The 22,806-nt window shown below is 56.7% G+C and carries 16 protein-coding genes and 3 rRNA genes; 12 read left to right on the top strand and 7 right to left on the bottom strand.

Features of this window, described 5'->3' with window-relative positions:
* Positions 1-167 precede the first annotated feature (167 nt).
* From H8274_RS08110 to H8274_RS08075, 8 genes are all read left to right on the top strand, one after another.
* Entirely contained in the window at positions 168-590 is a 423-nt protein-coding gene (locus H8274_RS08110; RefSeq protein ID WP_049620476.1) for a DUF2550 family protein, read from the top strand.
* Between the two features lie 179 nt (positions 591-769).
* A complete protein-coding gene (gene nucS, locus H8274_RS08105) occupies positions 770-1,465 on the top strand; it encodes an endonuclease NucS (protein ID WP_065414998.1) in 696 nt (231 codons plus the stop codon).
* A 103-nt stretch (positions 1,466-1,568) separates the two neighbouring features.
* Positions 1,569-1,859, top strand: coding sequence for an ATP/GTP-binding protein (locus H8274_RS08100; protein ID WP_065414999.1), 291 nt, complete (start codon positions 1,569-1,571; stop codon positions 1,857-1,859).
* A gap of 54 nt (positions 1,860-1,913) precedes the next feature.
* Positions 1,914-2,711 (top strand): alpha/beta fold hydrolase, encoded by a 798-nt coding sequence (locus H8274_RS08095; RefSeq protein ID WP_185934262.1) that lies wholly within the window; start codon positions 1,914-1,916, stop codon positions 2,709-2,711.
* 433 nt (positions 2,712-3,144) lie between these two features.
* The gene (locus H8274_RS08090) at positions 3,145-4,779 is read left to right on the top strand and encodes a DivIVA domain-containing protein (RefSeq protein ID WP_156181557.1); all 1,635 of its coding nucleotides are present in this window, start codon (positions 3,145-3,147) and stop codon (positions 4,777-4,779) included.
* A gap of 260 nt (positions 4,780-5,039) precedes the next feature.
* Positions 5,040-6,914, top strand: a complete 1,875-nt coding sequence (locus tag H8274_RS08085; protein WP_185934261.1) for a hypothetical protein — start codon at positions 5,040-5,042, stop codon at positions 6,912-6,914.
* Positions 6,915-7,964: a DUF8094 domain-containing protein gene (locus tag H8274_RS08080; RefSeq protein ID WP_185934260.1), complete on the top strand. Its 1,050-nt coding sequence runs from the start codon at positions 6,915-6,917 to the stop codon at positions 7,962-7,964.
* Positions 7,965-8,093: 129 nt separating this feature from the next.
* Positions 8,094-8,987, top strand: a complete 894-nt coding sequence (locus tag H8274_RS08075) for a co-chaperone YbbN (RefSeq protein WP_065415004.1) — start codon at positions 8,094-8,096, stop codon at positions 8,985-8,987.
* A 341-nt stretch (positions 8,988-9,328) separates the two neighbouring features.
* Here the strand turns inward: H8274_RS08075 and H8274_RS08070 are convergent, their stop codons facing one another.
* Positions 9,329-9,889: a hypothetical protein gene (locus H8274_RS08070; protein ID WP_185934259.1), complete on the bottom strand. Its 561-nt coding sequence runs from the start codon at positions 9,887-9,889 to the stop codon at positions 9,329-9,331.
* Between the two features lie 7 nt (positions 9,890-9,896).
* Here H8274_RS08070 and H8274_RS08065 point away from each other — a divergent pair.
* From H8274_RS08065 to rrf, 3 genes are all read left to right on the top strand, one after another.
* Positions 9,897-11,440: ribosomal RNA gene (locus tag H8274_RS08065) — 16S ribosomal RNA — on the top strand.
* A 241-nt stretch (positions 11,441-11,681) separates the two neighbouring features.
* A 23S ribosomal RNA gene (locus H8274_RS08060) occupies positions 11,682-14,795 on the top strand.
* A 128-nt stretch (positions 14,796-14,923) separates the two neighbouring features.
* Positions 14,924-15,041: ribosomal RNA gene (gene rrf / locus H8274_RS08055) — 5S ribosomal RNA — on the top strand.
* The 16S, 23S and 5S rRNA genes sit together here, the layout of an rRNA operon.
* Before the next feature lie 839 nt (positions 15,042-15,880).
* Here the strand turns inward: rrf and mscL are convergent.
* The 6 genes from mscL to H8274_RS08025 form a co-directional block, all read right to left on the bottom strand.
* Positions 15,881-16,288, bottom strand: a complete 408-nt coding sequence (gene mscL, locus H8274_RS08050) for a large conductance mechanosensitive channel protein MscL (protein ID WP_049619257.1) — start codon at positions 16,286-16,288, stop codon at positions 15,881-15,883.
* Between the two features lie 163 nt (positions 16,289-16,451).
* Entirely contained in the window at positions 16,452-17,084 is a 633-nt protein-coding gene (locus tag H8274_RS08045; RefSeq protein WP_185934258.1) for an SAF domain-containing protein, read from the bottom strand.
* A gap of 126 nt (positions 17,085-17,210) precedes the next feature.
* A complete protein-coding gene (locus tag H8274_RS08040) occupies positions 17,211-17,438 on the bottom strand; it encodes an FmdB family zinc ribbon protein (protein ID WP_185934257.1) in 228 nt (75 codons plus the stop codon).
* Positions 17,439-17,800: 362 nt separating this feature from the next.
* Entirely contained in the window at positions 17,801-18,535 is a 735-nt protein-coding gene (gene istB, locus H8274_RS08035; protein WP_244924568.1) for an IS21-like element helper ATPase IstB, read from the bottom strand.
* The gene (gene istA, locus H8274_RS08030; protein WP_244924596.1) at positions 18,532-20,010 is read right to left on the bottom strand and encodes an IS21 family transposase; all 1,479 of its coding nucleotides are present in this window, start codon (positions 20,008-20,010) and stop codon (positions 18,532-18,534) included. The genes istB and istA overlap by 4 nt, the downstream gene beginning before the upstream one ends.
* Positions 20,011-20,482: 472 nt before the next feature.
* Complete coding sequence (locus H8274_RS08025) at positions 20,483-21,097, bottom strand: 5-formyltetrahydrofolate cyclo-ligase (RefSeq protein ID WP_049619255.1); 615 nt, start codon at positions 21,095-21,097, stop codon at positions 20,483-20,485.
* 472 nt (positions 21,098-21,569) lie between these two features.
* Here H8274_RS08025 and H8274_RS08020 point away from each other — a divergent pair, with 472 nt between their 5' ends.
* Positions 21,570-22,790: a molybdopterin molybdotransferase MoeA gene (locus H8274_RS08020; protein ID WP_074663866.1), complete on the top strand. Its 1,221-nt coding sequence runs from the start codon at positions 21,570-21,572 to the stop codon at positions 22,788-22,790.
* Positions 22,791-22,806 lie beyond the last annotated feature (16 nt).

Raw genomic sequence — 22,806 nt, 5'->3', positions numbered from 1 at the left:
CAGCGTGCAAAGCGTCATAGCCGCGGCGTACGTGCCTAAAATCGAGACATACGGAAAGGTCCCACCTAGTATCAAGCCATAAGATGGTTTTGCGACTAGGTGGGACCTTCGTTTAGGTTAACGCCCAGCCCGAGCTTGGGAACAGATCGTGGAGAAAGGCATGAGAGATGAACGGAAGTCTTTTATCCGCCCTCGCCTGGGCAGTCGTTATCGTGCTGGCACTTACTTTGCTAGGCTTTGGCTTCTTCCTGCTACGGGTGCGCCGTTTGCTCTCCTCATGGGGTTCTTCCCAGTGCTCCGTACGCGGGCCGCACGGCTGGCAAACCGGCGTCGTATTCTTCCGGCAAAAAACTTTGGACTGGTATTCCATCCGCTCCCTTTCTAACCGACCCAAGCTTTCAATACCTCGGCAGGGTTTTACCGGTCAATTGCAGAAACGTCACGAAACCGATCCACCCACGGCCATAGTAAAAGTCAAAGACCCAGATACCGGGCGCGAATACCTCATGGCCATGGGTGTTGATACCTATAACGCGCTCGTGGTTTGGGAAGATAGTGCCCCGCCAGCCGCCAGCACGCCATTGTTTTAATGCGCATGGGCAATTGTTTTAATACGTATGGGCGATGCGCTACCACTGCGATGTGGGCCTCATGAGATCTAGCCTTGGTATTTATGGCACGAGCGAGGCGGGACCTGTACGCCGCTGGCCGGGTGAAATTTTGCTAGGTAGCGGCGCGCGGCGCTAGTTAGTGCTAGGCTCAGCGCGTTATGCGTGTAGTTTTTGCTGAATGCTCGGTGGATTATTCGGGCCGCCTCGATGCACATTTGGAACCGGCACTCCGTCTGCTCATGTTTAAAAATGACGGTTCGGTTTTGGTGCACGCCGATGGCGGGTCATACAAACCCCTCAACTGGATGGTGGCACCCAATACGCAGCGAGAGCGCGAACCCGATGCGGAAGAAGCCGCGGACGGTGTGGAAACCGTGTGGGAAGTGCAGTCTGATAAAACTGACGACCGGCTCATTATTCGCATTTACCGAGTGATTGACGATATTTCGCACGATCTGGGGCCCGAGCCCGGGCTGATTAAGGACGGCGTGGAAGCGCATCTGCAAAAACTTTTGGCAGAGCAGGTGAATCGCATTTCGCCGGAAGCTACTTTGGTGCGCCGCGAATATCCCACCGCGATCGGCCCGGTAGACCTCATGGTCAAAGACGGCGATAAGGGTTATATCGCGGTCGAAATTAAACGCCGCGGGGAGATAGACGGCGTCGAACAGCTCACCAGATACCTTGATCTACTGGAACGAGATCCGCTCCACACGCCGGTGCGGGGAGTTTTCGCGGCGCAGGAAATTCGGCCGCAAGCCCGCACTCTCGCCGAGGATCGCGGCATCGAATGCCTCATTTTGGATTACGACGAAATGCGCGGTCTGGACAATCCCGAAGATCGCCTCTTCTAATCCCCGGCGGATGCTAATTCCGCGGTTTCTGTTACTTGCCTAGCGGCATTCAGGAGGATCCCAGCTAGAGGGGATAAAATCGGGCTCACGTGAAAGGTGCGAGATGGCGAAACGTAGGACCAGTAAATGGCAACGTCCGCATCGCCCTCTCAATACCGTGGCAGCGCTAGGCGGGCACAGTCTTGAAGAGGGACCGAATGGGGCGTTGTACAAAGTTGTGCGAACGACGGCGAAGAAACGCTATATGTGCCCGGGCTGTAATGGCGTAATTACCGTAGGTGAACAAAATGTTGTGGCCTGGACGGAAGATACGATCTGGGGCGCTCAAGCCGGAATCGACAGCCGGCGGCATTGGCATCGTTCCTGCTGGGAACACCGTGGCCGGCGCAAATGAGTTGCTAGCGAACAATCCCGCGCCGATCCCGATGGGCAGGAATACGCTAGCTTTATGACTCAACTTTCAGCGCGGCGTACCGGCCCCCAAACGGAACTGCCCCTGGTATTGCTACACGCGATGCCGCTGACTTCCCGGATGTGGGAACCGGTAGTAAAGCTACTTCCAGATATTGATGTAATTTGTGTGGACGCTCCTGGATGCGGGGAATCGCCCGCTGGAGCCGCTTTGGATAGCGAATACGGGCACAGCGAACCGGCCATGGATTCGTACTTGCAAGCGCTCGAAGAAACTTTGGCAGGCTACGGTTTGGCTGGCAAGAGATTCGTGATCGCCGGGATTTCTATGGGCGGTGCCGTGGCAGCGGCTTATAGTTTGCGCCATGCGCAAGAAGTTGCAGGCCTAGCCATTATTGATTCTGGTATTGGAGCCGAACCAGCCGAAAGTCCACGGTTGGGCACAATCGAAAAGATTGCGCACGAAGGTTCTTACGCAGTTTTGCAGGCCTGGACGAATACCATGCTTTCCCGCGCCAGTTCGAAGCAATTACATGCCGAATTTGATGCGTATTTCAAAACAGTACCGGCAGAAATGTTTATCTGGCTGCAACGCATGATGGTCGGCCGGCCCGATAGTCAGGCGGCCCTCGATTTAGATATTCCGATCATGCTGATTCGCGGCGAAGACGACCCGAACACTTCCACCGCCCAGTACGAGCGGATGCAGGAACGAGCCAAACGCGCGCGCTTCGTGGAAATCGCGGACGCCAGTCACTTCTCAGCAAGTGAAAAGCCCGCCGAAATTGCCGATCTGCTGCGTGAGCTCTATCAGGCAGCAACCGCTAAAAACTAGTCCCGGGAAAAGGTACTTTGGCTGGAAGAAAACTAGCCTCGCGCAAGAGCACTCTTTTCGCGCAAGCTAAGTACCTGAGGAAGCCAAGCACCCGAGGAAGCCAAGCTAAGTAGTCGAAGAAACCGAGCTAAGTAGTCGAAGGAACAAGGAGTACGAAGGGACGAGGAATCCGAAGGGGAAAGGAATCCGAAGGGGAAAGGAATCCGAAGGGGAAAGGAATCCGAAGGAACAAGGAGTCCGAAGGGACATGCGCTGCAGAAAATCGGCCCCGCAAAAACGCACATTGCTTGCGAGGTGGGGCGCGAAGGCGGCGTCGTCGTGTGAAAAATCAAGGAACGGCGGGCCGGGGCTGGCAGGAGCGCGCGAAGCGGTTAGGCTTAGGCGAGGGTAACCCGCTCAGGAACTGACGGTCTGGAAGAGGTGGAGGTCCACATTGACTGATAGTGCTCACTTCTCTGTGGTCATGCGCGGCTATGACAAAGCGCAGGTAGATGAATACGTATACCAGTTGCAAACTTCGCTCGCGCAGGTGCGGGCAAAAGTTGCGGATCTGGACGCGCGGATTTTGCGGCTTTCGGGAGAACTCGCGGAAGCCCAACAAGAAATTCGGGAAAACGAGCGGCCTTCATATTCCGGGCTGGGAACCCGTGTAGAACGTCTTCTACGCACTACCGAACAGCAGGCTATGGACGTGGTAACCAGGGCGAATGCGGATGCGGAGGCGATTTTGGCGCGCGCCCAGGCAGAGGCTGATGATCTTTCCACGCAAGCGCAAGCTGAAGCCACCCAAACTCTGGAAGACGCACGTGAAGAAGCCACTCAGCTGCAAACCTCGGCGCAGGCAGAAGCCAAGCGCACGCAAGAAACTTCCCAGCGTAGCGCCCAAGAACTGGTGGCTTCTGCGGAACGGGAAGCGGAGCGTTTGCGCGCGCAGGTAAATGCGGAAACTTCGGCTTTGCGTTCCGAAACCCGGCACGCAGTGGAACAAGAACGCGCCAGTGCCGATAAAGAAATTACGCAAGATCGGACCACCGCCGCGGAAGAAATCGCCGCGCAGAAGGCCGCCGCGGAACAGGAGGTCGCCCAGTTGCGTGCCACCGCCAAAGCAGAAGCGGAAAAGCTTACCCGGGAGGCCGCGGAAGCGGCTAACGCTTTGCGGCAGCAGACCGAAGCTGAAACTACGGAACTGCGCGCAAAGGTAACCGCGGAGACGAATGAATTACGCGAAACGGCAGAACGGGAGACTACCGAGCTGCGTGCCCAGGTGACCGCCGAAACTAATGCCGCGCGGGAAAAAGCCGCGCGGGAAACCGCGGAGCTCCGCGCTAAAACCAAAGCGGAAACCGATGAATTGCGCACCTCAACCGAAGCCGAAATGGCTGATTTGCGCACCCGCACCGAACAGGAAACTACCGAGTTGCGCAGTAGTACCGAAGAAGCGGTGGCCCACTTGCGTGCGCAAGCGGAACGTGAAGTGGCACAGTTGCGCGACGACGCCGCGGCGCGGCGGGCCGCCGATGATGCGGATTCGCGCGGAAAGATTGAAGCGGCGGTGAAAGACTCGGAGGAGCGGGCCGCGGAAGCCGAAGTCCGCTTGGCCGAGGCCACCCGCCGGGCCAATGCGCTCACGGAAAGTTCCACGGAAGAAGCAACGAACACCGTCAATGCGGCGCGGGAAGAAGCCGCGCAACTATTAGCAGAAGCGCGGGAAGAAGCCGGCCGGGTGCGGGCAGCAGCCGAACAAGCAGCCCGGGAAGCAAAGCTCAGCGCGGATCAGTACGTGGCCGGTTTGGAAGAACAAAAATCGGCGCTCACCTCGTATTTGGAAGACGTGCGGACCTTGCTCGCTGCCTCAAATGTTCCCCTGGCGCTTTCTGACATTGTGGATAACGGCGAATCGCGGGCAAAGGAAGCTGCCGCGGCCGCGGAACAGATGGGGAAAACTGAGAGCGAGTTGGGCGTACCGGCCGGGGGCGGCGATGCCGCTAAGGCGGAATCCGGTAAAGCCGGCGGTGCGAGTAAAGCGGACGGTCGGGCCCAGCAAGCTGGCGGTGCTAAGGAAAAATAGCGTAAGTGGCGGCGGCCCGGCACGTGTTCGCAGATTCTGCACGTGCCGGGCCGTTCATGGAATACAGTGAAGACTGTAGAGATTGCGAGATTTTCGCGAACTTGCAGGTCACACCGGTTGCGGAAGGCAAAGCAGGCGAAGACCGCTGCGAATGCCCCGCAGACTGCACTAACTGGGAGCGAGACGGATTGCCCGGCTCGGGTTTGCTTTTTGGTGGGCTCGGGCTCGGATTGGACCACCGCGGCGGTGGAAGGGGAAGAATGAGGAAGAACGGCGGGATTGCCCTCGGCGTTATCGGCGTCGTCATTTTGATATGGGGCTTACTAGCGGCGACGGTGTGGAAGCCGCCGCGCGAAATCGCAGGCGAGGCAGCCGCTACGGGTACCGGCGTTGTCGCGACCGCTCCCGGCGTGCTCGACATGGGTGGAAACGTGGTTGACGTGCGGGTTTCTGCTGAGCCTGGCGTTGAAGTGTACGTAGGCTTCGGTTTTTCTGACGACGTTGAGGCCTACACGGAAGGTCTGCGCGTAGAAAAGATCACCGGCTTCACCGAAGACGGCACCGCGCTGGCCACGGAAATTTCCGAAGGCACGGATGAGAAGGCCGCGACCGCAGATAGCGGCGATTCCGCCGGTGAGGGGTCCGAAGGCGCCGCGGAAGGCCAGAACGAATCCGCCGATCAGGATGCTGCCGCGAAAGAGCCGGCGCTCCGCGTTACCGATTCGGATATGTGGTTCTCTAAAGAAACCGGTGAGGGCACCGTTGAGGTGAGTTATACGACGACGGCGACCGGTGCAGAATCGCTGATCGCTTCCACTTCGGATGGCTCCATTCCGAAGGTAAAGCTCCTGTGGAAGCTCGATACCGGGCATGACAATTCCCTCGTCATTATTCTTATTGGTTTGCTCGCGACTTTGGTCGGGGCCTTGTTGCTCGTGTTGGAATGGCAAGAAACGCGCCGCGATGAAACGACACGACGCGGCCGGGCAGCATCGCTTGCCCAAAAGCGTTCCCGCGCGAGTGAAAAAACTGAAATATTTGGTGCCGCGAATGAACGTGGTACCGCGAATGAACGTGGTACCGCAAATGAGCAGGGCACGAAGCCTGGGGCCGCAGCTGATCAGGGTGAAGCAGGAAACCGTGAAAAACTTGCCGCAGAAACCGGGCAGATGCTCGGCGCCGGTGTACTTCCCGCCAGCCCCCGCGCCGAGGAACTACGCAGGCGTGAGGTGAGGCTCTCCGGCGGCACGGCGCCTTCGGCCCCGTCCGCCCCTTCCGCACTTTCTGTACCTTCGGCCCCTTCCGCACTTTCAGGTGATGCGGCCTATTCGGCTCCAAGTGCTCGGTCTGCGGCCAGTGCCCGCTCTGCTGCTAGCGCCCGGTCTGCCGCTAGCGCCCGGTCTGCGGCTAGCGCGCGTTCGGCGGCGAGCGCCAGCTCGGCCCCAAGTGCCCGGTCTGCTGCTAGCGCAGGGCATACCCCAAGCGCCGGGTCGGCGGTTAGCGCTGGGTCGGCAGCTACAGCCCGGTCTGCGGCCAGTGCCCGCTCAGCTGCTAGCGCCCTTTCTGCGGCCTCGGCCGGGATAGCAGGATCAGCTAGCTCCGCTGACGAAGCGCGCAAACCTTCACATGCGGCCGGTGAAACTCCGGGCGGCTATCTCACCGGTGAATTGCCGAAGATCCGGGCAAATCGCTGGTCAGAGCGCGAAGCAGCCAAACCAAATAATGCGGGTGGATACCGCGGCGCTCGTACACCTCGCCCGGGAACTACGAGTCAAGATGGTTGGGAAGCCGCGGCGTGGGATCAATCTGGGTGGAGTACCGGAGCCCTTTCCGCCACCGGCAAGCAGCGTGCCATTAGCGGCCGCCGCGCAGCAGGCGAAGCCGGCGTGGCAGCACAGTACAGCGGCGCCAGCGCGCATTCACCGCAGGAAATCGACGTGCATATCGACGAAAATACGAGCAAAAACTGGTGGAGCATTTGGGGTGGCGGTCCCGGTAGTACCGCTAGCCCCGGTAGTGCAGATAGTGCCGCTAGCGCCGGTGGAACCTTCGGTAACGGAGGAGCTGGTAACAGCGGCAGAGCCGGCGGTCGCGGTGCTGGCATGGACGTTGGCGAAGGCGAGGAGGCAAAGTAAATGCGCAAGATAATTGCAGTGCTCTGTGCCGGGCTGCTGGGGTTAACGGGTTGCAGCAAACAGGCGGAGATTCCCCAACCCCAACCGGTTGTGAAACCCGAACGCGCGGCCCTGAGCGAAACGCATTTTGCGGAAGTACGTACTTCCATCAACGAAACTCTTGCTGCGGCCGATGAAAAACTCGACGCCAAACTCTTGGCCACTCGCGCCTATAGTCCTTTCCGAGAGGACCGCGAAGCCCGGTACCGGGTCAAGAACGTTCTGAAGGATGCTTATAACTTGCCGGCGCTGTCTTCCGAACCGCAGTCCGACAAAGTATCGGCTGTTTCCCGGGCTGACGGTTTCCCGCGGTACGCCGTCGTCGCTATGCAACCACCCGCAGATTCTTCACTCCCGGTAGTGACCGTGTACACGCAACCTAGCGCGCGCGAAAACTGGGGCGTTTGGTCCAGCATGTCGATCATGCCCGGTGCCACAATTCCCGCACTACCTGCAGGTTCGCAAGGTGCCGAGGTAATCGCTCCCGACGACGGTGCCGGGCTCGTGGCAAGTCCGCAACAAGTTGCATCCGCTTACGCGAATCTTTTGACCTTTGGAGATTCACAGGGGCTCAAAATTGCGGCTTCCGCGGACAGTCCAGACACCCCGGATACGTTCCGGGCCGGTATTAATACCGAACTAGAGTCCTTGCGCACGGCCTTTGAAGGAAGCGGGGAAGCGAGCTATTCCTTCGCACCCAGCAAGGTGGCGCCGATGGCGTTGCGCGATGCCGAAGGCGGTGCGCTAACGGTGGTTCCGATCAACTACACGATGAATATTAAGATCACCAAAGAGGGTGCGAAGATCACGCTCGAAGATCAGCGCATTACCGCGGCGGCTACCGGGCAGCCGGGACAATCGATTGCGGTAGATGGGGAAATGCGCGTGAACTTCTCGGCGCAATTGGCTTTCCGGATTCCGCCTGAGGGGACAGAAAACCCGGTGATTTCTGTGATTGCAGCTTCGCAACCGTTGGTGACTTCGGTGGAGAACGGAGCGCCCGCGGCGTAAAAACTTCGGCTACCGGGCGAAAATCTGCCCAGACCAGGCAGATTCGCGCACGATAGTAATGATGTTGGGTTGGTACACGAAGTACACCCCGCGTGCGGATAAGCAAATTTTGAGTGAGGGGAAAATTGCATGAGTGAATCGTTGTATGGCGGAATGGATCTTTCGGGCATCGCGGAAGCCCAGAAGCAAGAGAGCGAACCGGCCCAGGCAGCCGACTACACCGTGCACCTCACCGCCGCCACCTTGCAGTCGGTGATGCAACAGTCGTTGACGGTCCCGGTTATCGTGCTTTTCACCATGGATGGGCTTCCGGGGTCTACGGGCCAGAAACTCGAAGCGGAAACGAAGAAACGCGGGGGTCGGTTCCAAATTGCGGTAGCCAACGCACAAACTGAGACCGAACTCATGGCGGCCTTCCAGGTTTCCGGGGCGCCTTCCGGTTACGCGCTAATCGGCGGGCGTTCCATCGTCCCGCTGTTCCAGGGCGAACCGAATGATGAGCAGCTCACTGCGGTTATCGATCAGGTGCTAGAACTTGCCCGGCAGGCGGGGATCGGAGGCCGGATTTCCGGGGATTCCCAGCAGACCGGGGAAACCGCAGGAGAACTGGAAGAGCACTATCTTGCCGGAGCCGCCGCCCTACAAAGCGGTGATCTGACGACGGCGGAAGCCGAATTCCGAGAATCCCTCAACGTGATGCCAGATAACGAAGCTGCCAAGATTGGGCTAGCCCAGGTGGATTTGGTGCAGCGCACTGCGGGAGTAAACCGCGAAGAAGTCTTGGCACAGGCGGATGAGAAAGGTGCCGCAGACCCAGAGATCCAGCTGCAAGCCGCAGATATCGAAACCGCTTCCGGGCGGCCGGATTTGGCCTTCGACCGGTTGATTGCAACCATCGCCGAAACCTCGGGAGATGAACGCGAGAAGCTGCGTAAGCGTTTGCTCGAACTTTTCGAAGTAGTTGGTGCCGACCAGCCGATTGTGGCCGAAGCGCGAAAAAAGCTTGCTAGAGCGCTGTTCTAACTAAAGCTCGAGTGCTGCTGGGCCGGGCTATAGCTGGACCCAGCAGGGTAGGGCTACAGCTTGACCCAGTGAATTGGAACCAAAACTGCTGAGTTGGAGCCAAAGCTGCACGCTAGCGATGCCTGAGCTGCGAACAGAACTTATAACTACATACGAAAGGGAAAACCCCGCGAGCCAAGTGCGCTTGCGGGGTTTATTTTGCGCGAGGGCGGGTTTTGCGAGGCGAGTTACATGCGTCCAACCGGTGGTCGGACGATACAAGCCCGCTAGGCGTTCGCTGCAAGTTGTTTTTGGTTTGGGTTTTGTTGTGTTGGTGGGGTTTTGTGGGTGTGTGTTTGGTGTCACTGGGGTTTTGGTTTGTGTTTTTGGGGTGGGGTGGGTATTGTTTTCTGCTGTCGCCGGTTGGGGTTGTTGCTTCGGGTGGGCTGGTTTTTTGGCTTGTTCCTGGGGTTTTGGTTCTGGTTGGTGGTTGTTTGCTGGTGGTTTTGGCTGGCGGGCAGAGGTTGGGCTTGGGTCTTGTTTGGTTTGGGTTTGACTTTTGTTTGTTTGGTTGTTAGACTGCTGGTCGCTCTCCTTGTGGGGCTGGTGCCTTGTTTTGGGTGTTGGTTTTGTGGGGTGTGGGTGTGGTGTTTGGGTGCTTGATAGTGTGCCAGTTTGATTGATTTTGATTGTTGCTGATGTGGCAGTGCTGGCTGCAGTTCTGGGATGGCCTTTTTGGGGTTGTTTTGGGGTGTGGTTGGTGTTGTTGTGTTGGTGTGTTTTTTGACTGTGCCTTGCTGTTGGCCTTTTTTGGTTGGTGGTGGGTGTGGTTGTTTTTTGGCTGCGCCTTGGGGGCTGGCTCTTTTTTGGGTTGGTTTTTGGGTGTGGTTGTTTTTTTTGGAGTCGTTTTGGGCTCTTTGCATTTTGTTTTTTGTGGAGAGTTTGATCCTGGCTCAGGACGAACGCTGGCGGCGTGCTTAACACATGCAAGTCGAACGGAAAGGCTTCTTTCTTTTTTGATTGGAGTGCTCGAGTGGCGAACGGGTGAGTAATACGTGGGTAACCTGCCCTCAACTGTGGGATAAGCTTGGGAAACTGGGTCTAATACTGCATATTCTTCTGTCCTCGCATGGGGGTGGTTGGAAAGTTTTTTCGGTTGGGGATGGGCTCGCGGCCTATCAGTTTGTTGGTGGGGTGATGGCCTACCAAGGCGTTGACGGGTAGCCGGCCTGAGAGGGTGGTCGGCCACATTGGGACTGAGATACGGCCCAGACTCCTACGGGAGGCAGCAGTGGGGGATATTGCACAATGGGCGGAAGCTTGATGCAGCGACGCCGCGTGGGGGATGAAGGCTTTCGGGTTGTAAACTTCTTTTGGTGCAGAACAAGGCTCGCACTTGGGGTGGGTTGAGGGTATGTGCTGAATAAGCGCCGGCTAACTACGTGCCAGCAGCCGCGGTAATACGTAGGGCGCGAGCGTTGTCCGGAATTATTGGGCGTAAAGGGCTTGTAGGCGGCTTGTTGCGCCTGCTGTGAAAACGCGGGGCTTAACTTCGCGCGTGCAGTGGGTACGGGCAGGCTTGAGTGTGGTAGGGGTGACTGGAATTCCAGGTGTAGCGGTGGAATGCGCAGATATCTGGAGGAATACCGATGGCGAAGGCAGGTCACTGGGCCATTACTGACGCTGAGGAGCGAAAGCGTGGGTAGCGAACAGGATTAGATACCCTGGTAGTCCATGCTGTAAACGTTGGGAACTAGGTGTGGGGTCCTTTTCCGGGGTTCTGCGCCGTAGCTAACGCTTTAAGTTCCCCGCCTGGGGAGTACGGCCGCAAGGCTAAAACTCAAAGGAATTGACGGGGGCCCGCACAAGCGGCGGAGCATGCGGATTAATTCGATGCAACGCGAAGAACCTTACCAAGGCTTGACATACATTGCGATATTCCAGAGATGGGGTAGCTTTTTTGGTGGTGTACAGGTGGTGCATGGTTGTCGTCAGCTCGTGTCGTGAGATGTTGGGTTAAGTCCCGCAACGAGCGCAACCCTTGTCTTGTGTTGCCAGCGGTTTTGGCCGGGGACTCACGGGAGACTGCCGGGGTTAACTCGGAGGAAGGTGGGGATGACGTCAAATCATCATGCCCCTTATGTCTTGGGCTTCACGCATGCTACAATGGCCGGTACAGTGGGTTGCGATACTGTGAGGTGGAGCGAATCTCTGAAAGCCGGTCTCAGTTCGGATCGGGGTCTGCAACTCGACCTCGTGAAGTGGGAGTCGCTAGTAATCGCGGATCAGCATTGCCGCGGTGAATACGTTCCCGGGCCTTGTACACACCGCCCGTCACGTCACGAAAGTTGGCGACACCCGAAGCTCGTGGCCTAACCATTTTTTGGGGGGAGCGGTCGAAGGTGGGGTTGGCGATTGGGACGAAGTCGTAACAAGGTAGCCGTACCGGAAGGTGCGGCTGGATCACCTCCTTTCTAAGGGGTTTCCTGCGCTTGGGGTGCTGTGTTGGTGTCCTGTTTTTTGTGTGGGGTTTGTTTTTTGCGATCGGGGTTTTTCTTTCTGGCATGCTGTTGGGCTCTTGGGTACTTGTGCCCGTGCTGCCTGCGTGGCTCGCATTGTTTGTTTGGTGTGGGTTGTGTGGTGTTGGTGTGGTGGTTGTGAATCGTATAGTGGATGCGAGCATTTTTCTGTAATTTCTGTGTTTTGTTGAGTTTTTTGTAGGTGTTTTAGGGCGTTCGGTGGATGCCTTGGTGTGATGGGCCGAAGAAGGACGTGGTGGCCTGCGATATGCCTCGGGGAGTTGGCTTGCGTGCGTTGATCCGAGGGTGTCCGAATGGGGGAACCTGGCCTGCTTTTTGTGGGTCGCCTGCTGCTGAATTGATAGGTGGTGGGTGGTTACGTGGGGAAGTGAAACATCTTAGTACCTGCTGGAAGAGATATTCTGTGAGTAGTGGCGAGCGAAAGCGGAGGAGTCTAAACCTTGTGCGTGTGATAGCCGTCGGGTGTTGCGTGCGGGGGGTTGTGGGGCGTGCCTTTTCCCTTGCCGACGTGGGGGAGCGTAGTGATAAACCGTGCTGGTAGTTGAAGGGTCTGGGATGGCCTGCCGTAGTGCGTGATAGCCGTGTAGATGAAACTGGTGTGGCTGCGTTGGTGTGTGCCCGAGTAGCGCGGGGCTCGTGGAATCTCGTGTGAATCTGCCAAGACCACTTGGTAAGGCTAAATACCCATTGCGACCGATAGTGGATAGTACCGTGAGGGAATGGTGAAAAGTACCCCGGGAGGGGAGTGAAATAGTGCCTGAAACCGGGCGCCTACAATCCGTCAGAGCCCTTTTTTGTGGGGGTGATGGCGTGCCTTTTGAAGAATGAGCCTGCGAGTTAGTGGCATGTGGCGAGGTTAACCTTTTGTTGGGTAGCCGTAGTGAAAGCGAGTCTGAATAGGGCGTTTAGTTGCGTGTTCTAGACCCGAAGCGGGGTGATCTACCCATGGCCAGGGTGAAGCGCGTGTAAGAGCGTGTGGAGGTCCGGACCCACCAGGGTTGCAATCCTGGGGGATGAGTTGTGGGTAGGGGTGAAAGGCCAATCAAACTCCGTGATAGCTGGTTCTCCCCGAAATGCATTTAGGTGCAGCGTTTTGTGTTGTTTTGTGGTGGTAGAGCGACTGGTTGGTTGATGGCCTGTTGTGGGTACTGATGTCAGCCAAACTCCGAATGCTGCAAGGCGAGCAGGGCAGTGAGACTGTGGGGGATAAGCTCCATTGTCGAGAGGGATACAGCCCAGATCATCGGTTAAGGCCCCTAAGTGTGTGCTAAGTGGGAAAGGATGTGGAGTTGCGTTGACAGCCAGGAGGTTGGCTTAGAAGCAGCCATCCTTGAAAGAGTGCGTAATAGCTCACTGGTTTAGTGGTTCCGCGCCGACAATGTAGCGGGGCTTAAGTGCACCGCCGAAACCGTGAAGATGGTCCCTATGTTTGTGTGGGGGTTGTTTGGTAGGGGAGCGTCGTGTTTGGGGTGAAGCTGGTTGGTGATGACTGGTGGACTGGATGCGAGTGAGAATGCAGGTATGAGTAGCGTTTGGCAGGTGGGAATCCTGCCGGCCGTATGACTGAGGTTTCCAGGGGTAGGTTTGTCCGCCCTGGGTTAGTCGGGTCCTAAGGCGAGGCCGACAGGCGTAGTCGATGGGTGACCAGTTGATATTCTGGTACCGGCCTTGAACCGTCAAGTGTGCTGCGTGTTGATGTTAACTGCCATGAAGTTGCTTGGGTCTTCCCATTTGTTTGGGTTGGTTTGGGTGGTGGATTTGTGGGAACCAAGATGTGTGGTGCAAGCGTGTTAACGGGTGTGACGCAGAGTGGTAGCTTCGCGTGCCTAATGGCTTGGCACGTCTAAGGGTGTGGCCTGTTTCTTTGGTAAATCCGGGAAGCGTGTGGGTGAGGCCTGATGGTGACTGACCTTTTTTGGTTGGGAAGTAGAGTGAGCCTGTGCTGCCGAGAAAAGCATCGACGTTAGGTTTGGGGTTGCCCGTACCGTAATCCGACACTGGTGGTTGGGTAGAGCATACTAAGGCTTGCGAGTGAATCGTGGTTAAGGAACTCGGCAAAATGCCTCCGTAACTTTGGGAGAAGGAGGGCCCTTGCCTTGAAGCTGCCTTTGCGTGGCTAGGGGTTGGGGGTCGCAGAGTTTGGGGAGAAGCGACTGTTTATCAAAAACATAGGTCTGTGCGAAGCTGTAAGGTGATGTATACGGACTGACGCCTGCCCGGTGCTGGAAGGTTAATCGGACTGGTGATCCCTCTTTGTGGGGGTGAGGCTGGGATGTTAAGCCCCAGTAAACGGCGGTGGTAACTATAACCATCCTAAGGTAGCGAAATTCCTTGTCGGGTAAGTTCCGACCTGCACGAATGGCGTAACGACTTCTCCGCTGTCTCGACCATGAGCTCGGTGAAATTGCAGTACGAGTAAAGATGCTCGTTTCGCGCAGCAGGACGGAAAGACCCCGGGACCTTTACTATAGCTTGGTATTGGTGTTTGGTGCGGTTTGTGTAGGATAGGTGGGAGACTGTGATCTGGTGGCGCTAGTTGTCAGTGAGTCGTTGGTGAAATACCACTCTGGTCGTGTTGGATGTCTAACTGTGGCCCGTGATCCGGGTTCGGGACAGTGCCTGGTGGGTAGTTTAACTGGGGCGGTTGCCTCCTAAATGGTAACGGAGGCGTTCAAAGGTTCCCTCGGCCTGGTTGGTAATCAGGTGTTGAGTGTAAGTGCATAAGGGGGCTTGACTGTGAGACGGACGTGTCGAGCAGGTACGTAAGTAGGAACTAGTGATCCGGCAGTGGCGTGTGGAAGCGCTGTCGCTCATCGGATAAAAGGTACCCCGGGGATAACAGGCTGATCCTGCCCAAGAGTTCATATCGACGGCATGGTTTGGCACCTCGATGTCGGCTCGTCGCATCCTGGGGCTGGAGTTGGTCCCAAGGGTTGGGCTGTTCGCCCATTAAAGCGGTACGCGAGCTGGGTTCAGAACGTCGTGAGACAGTTCGGTCCCTATCCGCTGCGCGCGTAGGAGAATTGAGAAGGGCTGTTCCTAGTACGAGAGGACCGGGACGGACGAACCTCTAGTGTGCCAGTTGTTCCGCCAGGGGCATTGCTGGTTGGCCATGTTCGGGAGGGATAACCGCTGAAAGCATCTAAGCGGGAAGCTTGCTTCGAGATTAGTTCTCCGACCAATTTTGTTTTGGGTGAGGTCCCCTGTGGATTACGGGGTTGATAGGCCGGGGGTGGAAGCCTTGTGAGGGGTGGAGCTGACTGGTACTAATGACCGACCATCTACAAAGATTGTTTTTCATGGTTTTTACGGTTGTTTTGGTGTTTGTGTCTGCTATGCGATTCTTGACTACCAGATCAGCACGGCCACACGCGTACTTGTTGTGTGTGTTTGTGTGGTTGGTGGTGTTTGGTTTTTGGCGGTGGTTTTAGCGGTGGGGTTACGCCCGGTTTCCATTTCGAACCCGGTAGCTAAGGTCGCCTGCGCTGATGGTACTGCGCTCGGGAGGGCGTGGGAGAGTAGGTCGCTGCCGCCAAAAATATTTTTATGGGTTTAGCGGGAATACTCTTTTTGGGGTGTTTCCCGCTTTCCCTGTTTAACTGCTTGTTTGGCTTGTGGGTTTGTTGTGGCTGGTTTGCGGGTTTGGTTTGGCCTGCGGGCTAGTCTGTTCGGGCTTGGTTGCTGGTTGGTCTGCGGGTTGGTCGGCTAATCGTGGCTGCTGGTCGGTTGGCCTGTTGGTTGGTCGGCCTGTTGGCCTGTGGTTTTGGTTTTTGTTTGGGGGCCGGGGTAGGCCCCCATTTTTTTATTTAACCGGAAGAATGGGGTTTAACTCGGGCTGGTAAGCCGAGGCGTATGGACCGGCGTATTGGCCAGATGGTGTTGGTTTTATCGGGGTTTTTCGGTGTTATGAAGCCTAAAGGTGGGTGTTGAATTCGGTTTGACTCGAGTTTTTGGTTGGCCATTTCGTGTTGGTTTTACCCGGGTTTTTTGTTCCTATTTCGGGCGAAAGTAGGGTTTGGAGTCGGTTTTAATCGAGGATTGTGGGATGGGAAATCCTCGACGCAAAATCTGTAGTGGCACGGCACAAAAATGGGGTTCAACGAGGGCTGGTAGGCCAAGGGCGGGACTACCCGTGCCTGGTACATATCAATGTCCAAAATCGATCGAAACGTGCGGCGGCGGTGCACAAACGTCCGGGTGGTGCGCGAAATGTGTGGCGATGCGCAAACGTAGGTAACCGGCCCGAGATACGCGAAAGCCGCCCTGCGCAAACAGGACGGCTTTTCGAGTTAATCAACAAGTTACAGCCTCGGCACGCGGTGAGTCATGCCGGGCTAATACGTAGCTTAGTTGCTTTTACGATCCTATATGGTCCTAGGAATCCTGACGGTTAGCGGAGCGCAGTTCATCGCGGATTTCCTCAAGAAGAACCACCTGCGGGTCAGCCGGCTTCTCTTCAGTTCCAGCCGCTTCCTCTGCTTTCGCCATTCTGTCCTTCACCTTGTTAATGGGCAGTACGACGAAGAAATACAGGGCAAAGGCAACCAAGAAGAAGTTAATCAACGCGGTGATGAAGTTACCGAACTGGAGTTGCCCCGACCCCACGGTTAACACGAACTGCCCCTTGAAATCAGGCTGGCCAAAGATAGCAGCAATGAGGGGCATCAAAATATCCTGGGTGAGCGAGGTGACGATAGCGCTAAATGCGGCGCCCATGATAACGCCTACGGCGAGGTCAATCGCATTGCCCCGCGCGATGAATTTACGGAATCCGTCAATCATAACTAGTATGCCTTTCCATAACGGCGACGTGGAATTCCTGCACATAAGGCTCTAGCCGCGAATAAAGTTTTACCTGCGACTAAGGCTCTACCTGCAGAAATGGGTCTAACCCCGCTAGAAATATTATCCGGTGCCACGGCCGAAGCGGCGCCAAACGCACAATTTAGGCAGGGTCAATAATCACGGCTCGCATGGGCGCAACAGCCCCATAGCCCAAAACCGCATTCGCCTCCTCCTGCGGAATTGACACGAACACAACGCGAGTGCTCTCCGCTTCCCGGAAAATGGAGCTGCCAGAATCCGTAGCGCCAAGCCCCACCACTATCGCATGTCCCGTAACTAGCTTCGCCTCTCGCGCCTCCTCATAACCGGAAGGCAAAGAATACAGGGCTATACGTGCACCCGGAACAGCGACGGCGTCGGTACCATCCATGGCAACGTGGACGGGAACTATGGCCTGGCCGGAACCGGCAGTAGCTAAAAATTCTTCGCCTAAAAGTGTGCTCCGTGCCAGCGGCATACCGGCCGGCAAATTCGTAGCTACTACCTGGCCAGTTGCCTCCCGCGGCTCGGTGAGGCTACCTTCGGGGAGCGCGTCGGTAGGCAGCAGGCGGATTTCCAGGTCGCTCGCAGAAAGCTCCGTGCCTGCGGGCACACTGTTTTTGACGACGACGACCGCCGCCATTTCCGGCTCCAGGCGCTCGATTGCGGAAAGAATTGAAGCCAGAATCCCAATCGCTGTAGCGGCAATGAGGATATAACGAAATCTCCACAGGGTGGCATGCAGATTGACCATGCCTCGAGACTAAGAAAGCCGAAGACGTAAAGCTGGCCAATCCGGCCACCCTGTGGAGACACAGGACGCGAGCCGGGCTGTGGAAACTTGCCACACAAGGGGCACTACCTGCCCGCGACAGTGCTTTTAGCTTGCCGAAGCAGAGTTGCTGGAAGCAGAGCTACTGGAGGCAGAACGGGAATCGTTGTGGTAAAAACCAGAGCCCTTGAAAATAATCGACTGGCCGCGGCCCAAGATTTTGTGCAATTGCGGGAGCCCGCAGCTCGGGCACTCCGTGAGGGGAGCGTCGTGCATCGATTGGTGGGTGTCAAATTCGTGGCCGCAATGGGCACACCGATAAGAATATGTAGGCATTAATCCTCCAGAAATGAAAGCTGCTAAAAGACAGGCGAGTACGCGTACTAACCGGTCTACCGGATAGAAATCCTACTCGGCCGCGGCCCCGCACACCGTGTGGTCCATATCAAGGGTGTGATGTATAGCAAAGAAGAGTCATTCCTGTGGTGCGCGCGAGGCTAGCTGGTGGCCCGGGCGGAACTAGCTAATGGTGTGCGCGAGATTAGCTGGTGGCCCGGGGCAGGATAGCGATAGCTGGTGGCCCGGGGCAGGATATGTGTTTCGTCAAGTTTAAGTGAGCCGTTTGTGCACTTGTTTTTGAGCCATTTCGGCATGTGTTTTGTGCTGTTTGTGCACTGGCTGGTTTGTGTGGTTTTGGGTTATTTCATGGTTGAGTGGGTTAGTCGCCAGGAGGTTCCGGCGAAGTTGAGGATGTGTCCGTGGTGGACGGTGCGGTCGATGATAGCGGCGGCCATGTTTGTGTCCCCGAGTATTGCTCCCCAGCGGGAAAACTCAAGGTTCGAGGTGTAGATGATGGACTGGGTTTCGTAGGCGTTAGCGATGATCTGGTATAGGAGGCGGGCTCCGGTGATGTCGATGGGGAGGTAGCCGAACTCGTCGATGATGATTAGTTTGGCTTTCCCGATCGTGGTGATGGCTGCATCGAGTGTTCCTTTGTCCTGGGCTTGGCGGAGGAAAGCGATGAGTGAGGCTGCGGTGAAGAACCGGGTGGTGTACCCGGCCTGGCAGGCAGCGTGTCCGAGCCCGATTGCAAGGTGTGTTTTCCCGGTTCCCACATCGCCGTAGAAGACGAGGTCGTGGTGATTGGTGATGAAGTCCAGGCTTAGTAGATCGCTTTGTTGCCAGCCGGTTGGCCAAGTGATCATGGAGTAGTCGTAGTTGTTGAGGGTTTTACGGACGGGGAACTTGGCTTGGCGTAAGAGCCGGTCTTGTTTAGCCCGTTTTCTGGACTCGTGTTCAGCGGTGAGTAGATCAGCGATAAACGCGCGCTGTTCGGGGCTAGCGGTTACAAGCGCGGTTTTCAGGACGTTGCGGGTGAGGGGAATGCCCCGTGTGAGGTCCATAATCTGGTCAAGAGTTAGTTCGTTTGTCATGAGGCAGTCCTTGGGAGTAAAGCATCATAGGCGGTCAGATCGACCGTGTTTGTTGACGTGGTTGGTGGTTGGAGTGTGGCACGGACAGCGAGGAAGAGATTATCGGGGTTTAGCTCTATCTCGTGGGTAAGTAGATCGGCCGCGCTTGAGGCAATGGAAGCGAAGTCCGCCATCTGGCATGCTCGGTACATCATCCGTAAAACAGCCGCACGCCGAGGATTATCGGCATGGTCGAGATAGCGGGCTAAGGCTTGCGGGAGTAAAGGGCGTAGTAATGATTGCGGGTAACTTCCCGGCCGGCGGATCAAGTTCGGTAGCACGCTGACCGGGTCAAAGACTGTGCCATGATCAGTGCTATAAGAGCGCGAGTGTTCGATAATACGTTGTCCGCTTTGGTTGAGGATCTCGATGCTTTGAGCACGTATTCCGACATGAACCTGAGTTAATGCGTGTTGTGATCCTACCAAATACATGTGGTTATCAACCTGAATATTACCGACTTTATCAACCGTGCGGCGTTGCCAGCTACAAGCATCAAACCCGATCCGGGGAAGGTGACTACAAGCAGCTTTATCATCTTCAAACAGTTCCCCAATAGGAATGTTTTTACGGTAATGATTGCGTTCTAAGAGCTTATCGCACCGGCTGAGGAGCAGTGCAGAAAGCTGTCCAAGGCTTTGAGCGCGTGGCAAGGGAACCATCAGGTTACGCCGCAGGAAACCAACCGCGTTTTCCACGTGTCCTTTCTCGTGTCCCGAATACGGGTTAGTGAACGCGACCTTGATACCGTAATGAGTGGCGAAGGCTTCGAATAAACGTGTCATCGTCACTGTTCCATCACGGTGTTTGGCACCAATCCCACTCGCGTTATCAAACACGCACCGGGTTGGGACCTGGCCGATATGCTCGAAAATCATGCGTAGCCCCGCACAGACACATTCAGCGTTCTGGGCCGGGCTGGCAACAGCGAATCTGGCATTGGAATAGGGAAGGGTTGCCACTAACACGTGAACAAGTTGCTCCGTGCCGTCAATAAGGGCGCGGGCTTGCCCGTAATCAACCTGCATCTGCCCGGCTTGCCATACCAACTCGCTAAAACCTTGCCCTAAATGGCGACGCTCTACCCGATAGCGGTGTATCCAACGCATCACGCTGTGATACGAGCCAGTAAATCCTTCTTCTTCCACCAAACGTTCCCACACACGCTGGATTGTGTGGCGCTGTTTGGGTGGCATCTTCTCATCCTGAACCAACCAGCTAGTCACGAGCTGGGCATAGGGCTCCATCTTCGAGCGTGGCTTTGTAATCTTCGGCCTGGGCGAGAAATCTTCCTTTGCCGCATACTTAGCAACCGTGTTACGCGACAGATTCAACTCACGAGCCACCCGGCGTTGGCTCTGCCCCTGCGCAAGACGAGTTTTGATATCTTTTTGAACAGACACTGGTACGGTCAAATTCCTTTCCTTCCTGAACATCGCAACAAACAACATTCAGGAATCTAGAACACGAACCTGCCAGTGTCCTTTTCATACCCACGAAAAGTGAGCCACCCACTGGCTCAAAAACAACTGCACAATCGGCTCAAAAACATTTGACCATACACAAGGATAGCTGAGGCCCGCGCGAATACTGCGCGCTGCGCGCCGGGCAATCGGGAACAAATACCCGGTAGGAGACCAAGGATAACTAACCTGTAATTACCCCTGTAATTACTAATTACGCCATGTGGTGAGGGCGCTCGTAAATAACGCGTGCGGTGGTGGAGTATCTAGTAAAACACCCGGGCGGTGGGGACTGGCTTTGCTAGTCCCCACCGCCCGGGTGTTGCATTGTTTTCGTTTATCTGTTTTGCCCAGATTAGCCATGGCTGTATCGCGGGGTAGTTATGGCTATACCGCGGGTTGGCTATAGCTATATCACTGGCTTAGAGCTCGGCCGCTTATGGCATCAGAGTTCGACCACACGGTCGGGGAGGATCACAGTGTGCACGGGCATATCGTTTTCATCGCGAGGGAGTTTGAAATCTACAAACTCTTCCGGGAAGACCATCGCGGCCACGGGCATATTGCGTGGCACTTGCTTGAGTACGCGGTCGTACCAGCCGCCGCCCTGGCCGAGCCGGACGCCGTCGTGATTGACCAGGAGAGCCGGGATAATAACTACATCCACATCCGCCAAGATTTCCGCGCTCAGCGGCGTGCCACTCGGGGCCGGCGGGCGGCCGGGAGCCTGCTCGGATAGGTCCTCGCGCCCCTGGTACCACGCCCATTCGCGGGAAAGACCGGGGCCGAGCTTCGGCACCAGCAGGCGCCGGCCGGAAGAAATAATCTCGTCACAGAGTTGTAAGGTCGGCGGTTCTTGATTTACGGAAATATAGGAGGCAATCACCTTTGATTCGCCGATATAGTCTAGGGCCTGCGCGATAAACCCCTTTTCGGCTTCTGCCAGCCGCGCGGCCCCACGCGATGCTCGCGCCTCACGCACCTTTGCGCGGAGAGCCGATTTAGCATCGCGGAGTTCCATTGTGGACACATCCGGATAGGAGATCTTTTGCAGTGTCATGCCCTAATCTTCTCACCGTCTCGCAGTAAAAGCCCGTTCGCGTTTTCAATTTCGCTAGCCGGGTATCAACTTAGGCGCCACCTTGGCACCATCTCATTGGCATCTAAAGCTTACCGCCACGAGGAAAAATAGGTATCGCGGCCGCGCGGCACGGCCGCGGTGAGTGCTGGTGGAGTATGCGGCGCGTATTGGGTGGAGCCAGCATGTGGTACGTGGTGGTAAGCAACACGCAGCAACCGAAGGCAGGAACGGCCCCGGGCAAGACCGAGGTGAAGACCATTGCGGCGCGCGAAAAAGCGCTTGCGCGGGCGTTTGCCGGTAGGCTTACGCATAGTTGAGCTCGGTAGCAGGTACCGCCCGGAAACGAAACATCACCGCGAAAGAGGTAACCGGATTCTGCCGCTGCCGGGCGCCGGAAAGGGGCCCTAAGGAAACCTGCGGGCTAGAAGAGACAGGGAAGAACGGGAGCAGGATGAGAACGGTTGCGCAACAGCTGGAAGAGTGCCTGAGCGTTTCCGCCCAGATAGATCGGTTCGATGTAAATATTGCCGATGCCATCGGCACGATTCTGGCGGAAGACGTCCGCTCTACCGTTGACGTCCCACCTGCCGCGCTAGCCGGAACAGACGGATATGCGGTGCGTGCCGATGATACTTTAGGTGCATCTACAGTGCCGGTGGTGCTTCCCGTTACCGAAGTTTTGGGGGTGGCGAACCCGGACCGGCTGGCTCTCGTGCCCGGTACCGCGGTGCGGGTAGCTTCCGGAGCCCGCCTACCTTCCGGGGCCGACGCCGTGGTACCGCTGGCGTACACGGATCAGGGCGAGGTACAGGTAGAAGTTCGCCACCGGGTGGCCCCGCTCGATAATGTGCGCGAGCAGGCTGAAGATTTCGAGGCGGGTTCCGTGGTGTTGAAAGCTGGCACGCGTATCTCCTCCCGCCATATTGCGCTGCTTGCAGCGGCCGGGCGTTCCCTCGTGCCGGTACATCCCGCCCCGCGCGTCGTCGTCCTTTCGATAGGCGACGAACTGGTGGAACCTGGCGCGCCGCTGGGCGCCGGGCAGATTTACGACGCTAATTCGCACGCGCTGGCTGCGGCGGCAAAGAATGCTGGCACCGTGGCCTACCGGGTTTCTGCCGTCAGTGACGATAAAAATGAACTGCGTGACGCTCTACAAGATCAGCTTTTGCGCGCAGATGTTGTAATCACCACGGGCGGGCTTTCTTATGGCGGTGACGATACCGTGAAGGAAGTTTTGCAACCCTTGGGGGACGTGCGGTTTGACGCCGTAGCGATGCGTCCCGGTTCACAAATCGGGGTGGGCCGGTTAGGGGAAGGCTCGGAAGGGGCCACAATCTTCTGCCTGCCTGGCAATCCGGTGGCCGCGCTTGTTGCTTTCGAAGTTTTTGTGCGTCCGTGCTTGCGGAAAATGGCGGGATACCGGCACTTAACACCGCGTTCGATCCGGGCCCGCGCCGCCCGCGGCTTCCTTTCCGTACCCGAAAAACAAGATTATGTGCGGGCTTATGTGTATGGGGATCCGCATCGGGGCTACGACTTTGAAGCCATCGGCCAGGTGGATAAGCCTATCCTTTCAGGTATGGGCGCCTCCAATGGACTGGCGATTATCCCACCGGAAGTCGAACTCGTCTCTCCTGGCGATGAGTTCGAATGCATGATTCTGAACGTCTAGCAACGCCCTCCACAGT

Origin of the sequence: Actinobaculum suis (genome assembly GCF_900618115.1) — a bacterium.
Lineage (GTDB): Bacteria > Actinomycetota > Actinomycetes > Actinomycetales > Actinomycetaceae > Actinobaculum > Actinobaculum suis.
The sequence above is the reverse complement of the archived record's forward strand: the minus strand, read 5'-3'. Positions and strand labels throughout refer to the sequence as shown.

What these genes read in the sequence shown, in the direction of transcription:
- mscL (WP_049619257.1), bottom strand. Translation starts at nt 16,288, where the DNA reads ATGATTGACGGATTCCGTAAATTCATCGCGCGGGGCAATGCGATTGAC.
- H8274_RS08085 (WP_185934261.1), top strand. Translation starts at nt 5,040, where the DNA reads ATGAGGAAGAACGGCGGGATTGCCCTCGGCGTTATCGGCGTCGTCATT.
- H8274_RS08110 (WP_049620476.1), top strand. Translation starts at nt 168, where the DNA reads ATGAACGGAAGTCTTTTATCCGCCCTCGCCTGGGCAGTCGTTATCGTG.
- H8274_RS08100 (WP_065414999.1), top strand. Translation starts at nt 1,569, where the DNA reads ATGGCGAAACGTAGGACCAGTAAATGGCAACGTCCGCATCGCCCTCTC.
- istB (WP_244924568.1), bottom strand. Translation starts at nt 18,535, where the DNA reads ATGACAAACGAACTAACTCTTGACCAGATTATGGACCTCACACGGGGC.
- H8274_RS08070 (WP_185934259.1), bottom strand. Translation starts at nt 9,889, where the DNA reads ATGCAAAGAGCCCAAAACGACTCCAAAAAAAACAACCACACCCAAAAA.
- H8274_RS08045 (WP_185934258.1), bottom strand. Translation starts at nt 17,084, where the DNA reads ATGGTCAATCTGCATGCCACCCTGTGGAGATTTCGTTATATCCTCATT.
- istA (WP_244924596.1), bottom strand. Translation starts at nt 20,010, where the DNA reads ATGTTCAGGAAGGAAAGGAATTTGACCGTACCAGTGTCTGTTCAAAAA.
- H8274_RS08020 (WP_074663866.1), top strand. Translation starts at nt 21,570, where the DNA reads ATGAGAACGGTTGCGCAACAGCTGGAAGAGTGCCTGAGCGTTTCCGCC.
- H8274_RS08040 (WP_185934257.1), bottom strand. Translation starts at nt 17,438, where the DNA reads ATGCCTACATATTCTTATCGGTGTGCCCATTGCGGCCACGAATTTGAC.
- nucS (WP_065414998.1), top strand. Translation starts at nt 770, where the DNA reads ATGCGTGTAGTTTTTGCTGAATGCTCGGTGGATTATTCGGGCCGCCTC.
- H8274_RS08075 (WP_065415004.1), top strand. Translation starts at nt 8,094, where the DNA reads ATGAGTGAATCGTTGTATGGCGGAATGGATCTTTCGGGCATCGCGGAA.
- H8274_RS08080 (WP_185934260.1), top strand. Translation starts at nt 6,915, where the DNA reads ATGCGCAAGATAATTGCAGTGCTCTGTGCCGGGCTGCTGGGGTTAACG.
- H8274_RS08025 (WP_049619255.1), bottom strand. Translation starts at nt 21,097, where the DNA reads ATGACACTGCAAAAGATCTCCTATCCGGATGTGTCCACAATGGAACTC.
- H8274_RS08095 (WP_185934262.1), top strand. Translation starts at nt 1,914, where the DNA reads ATGACTCAACTTTCAGCGCGGCGTACCGGCCCCCAAACGGAACTGCCC.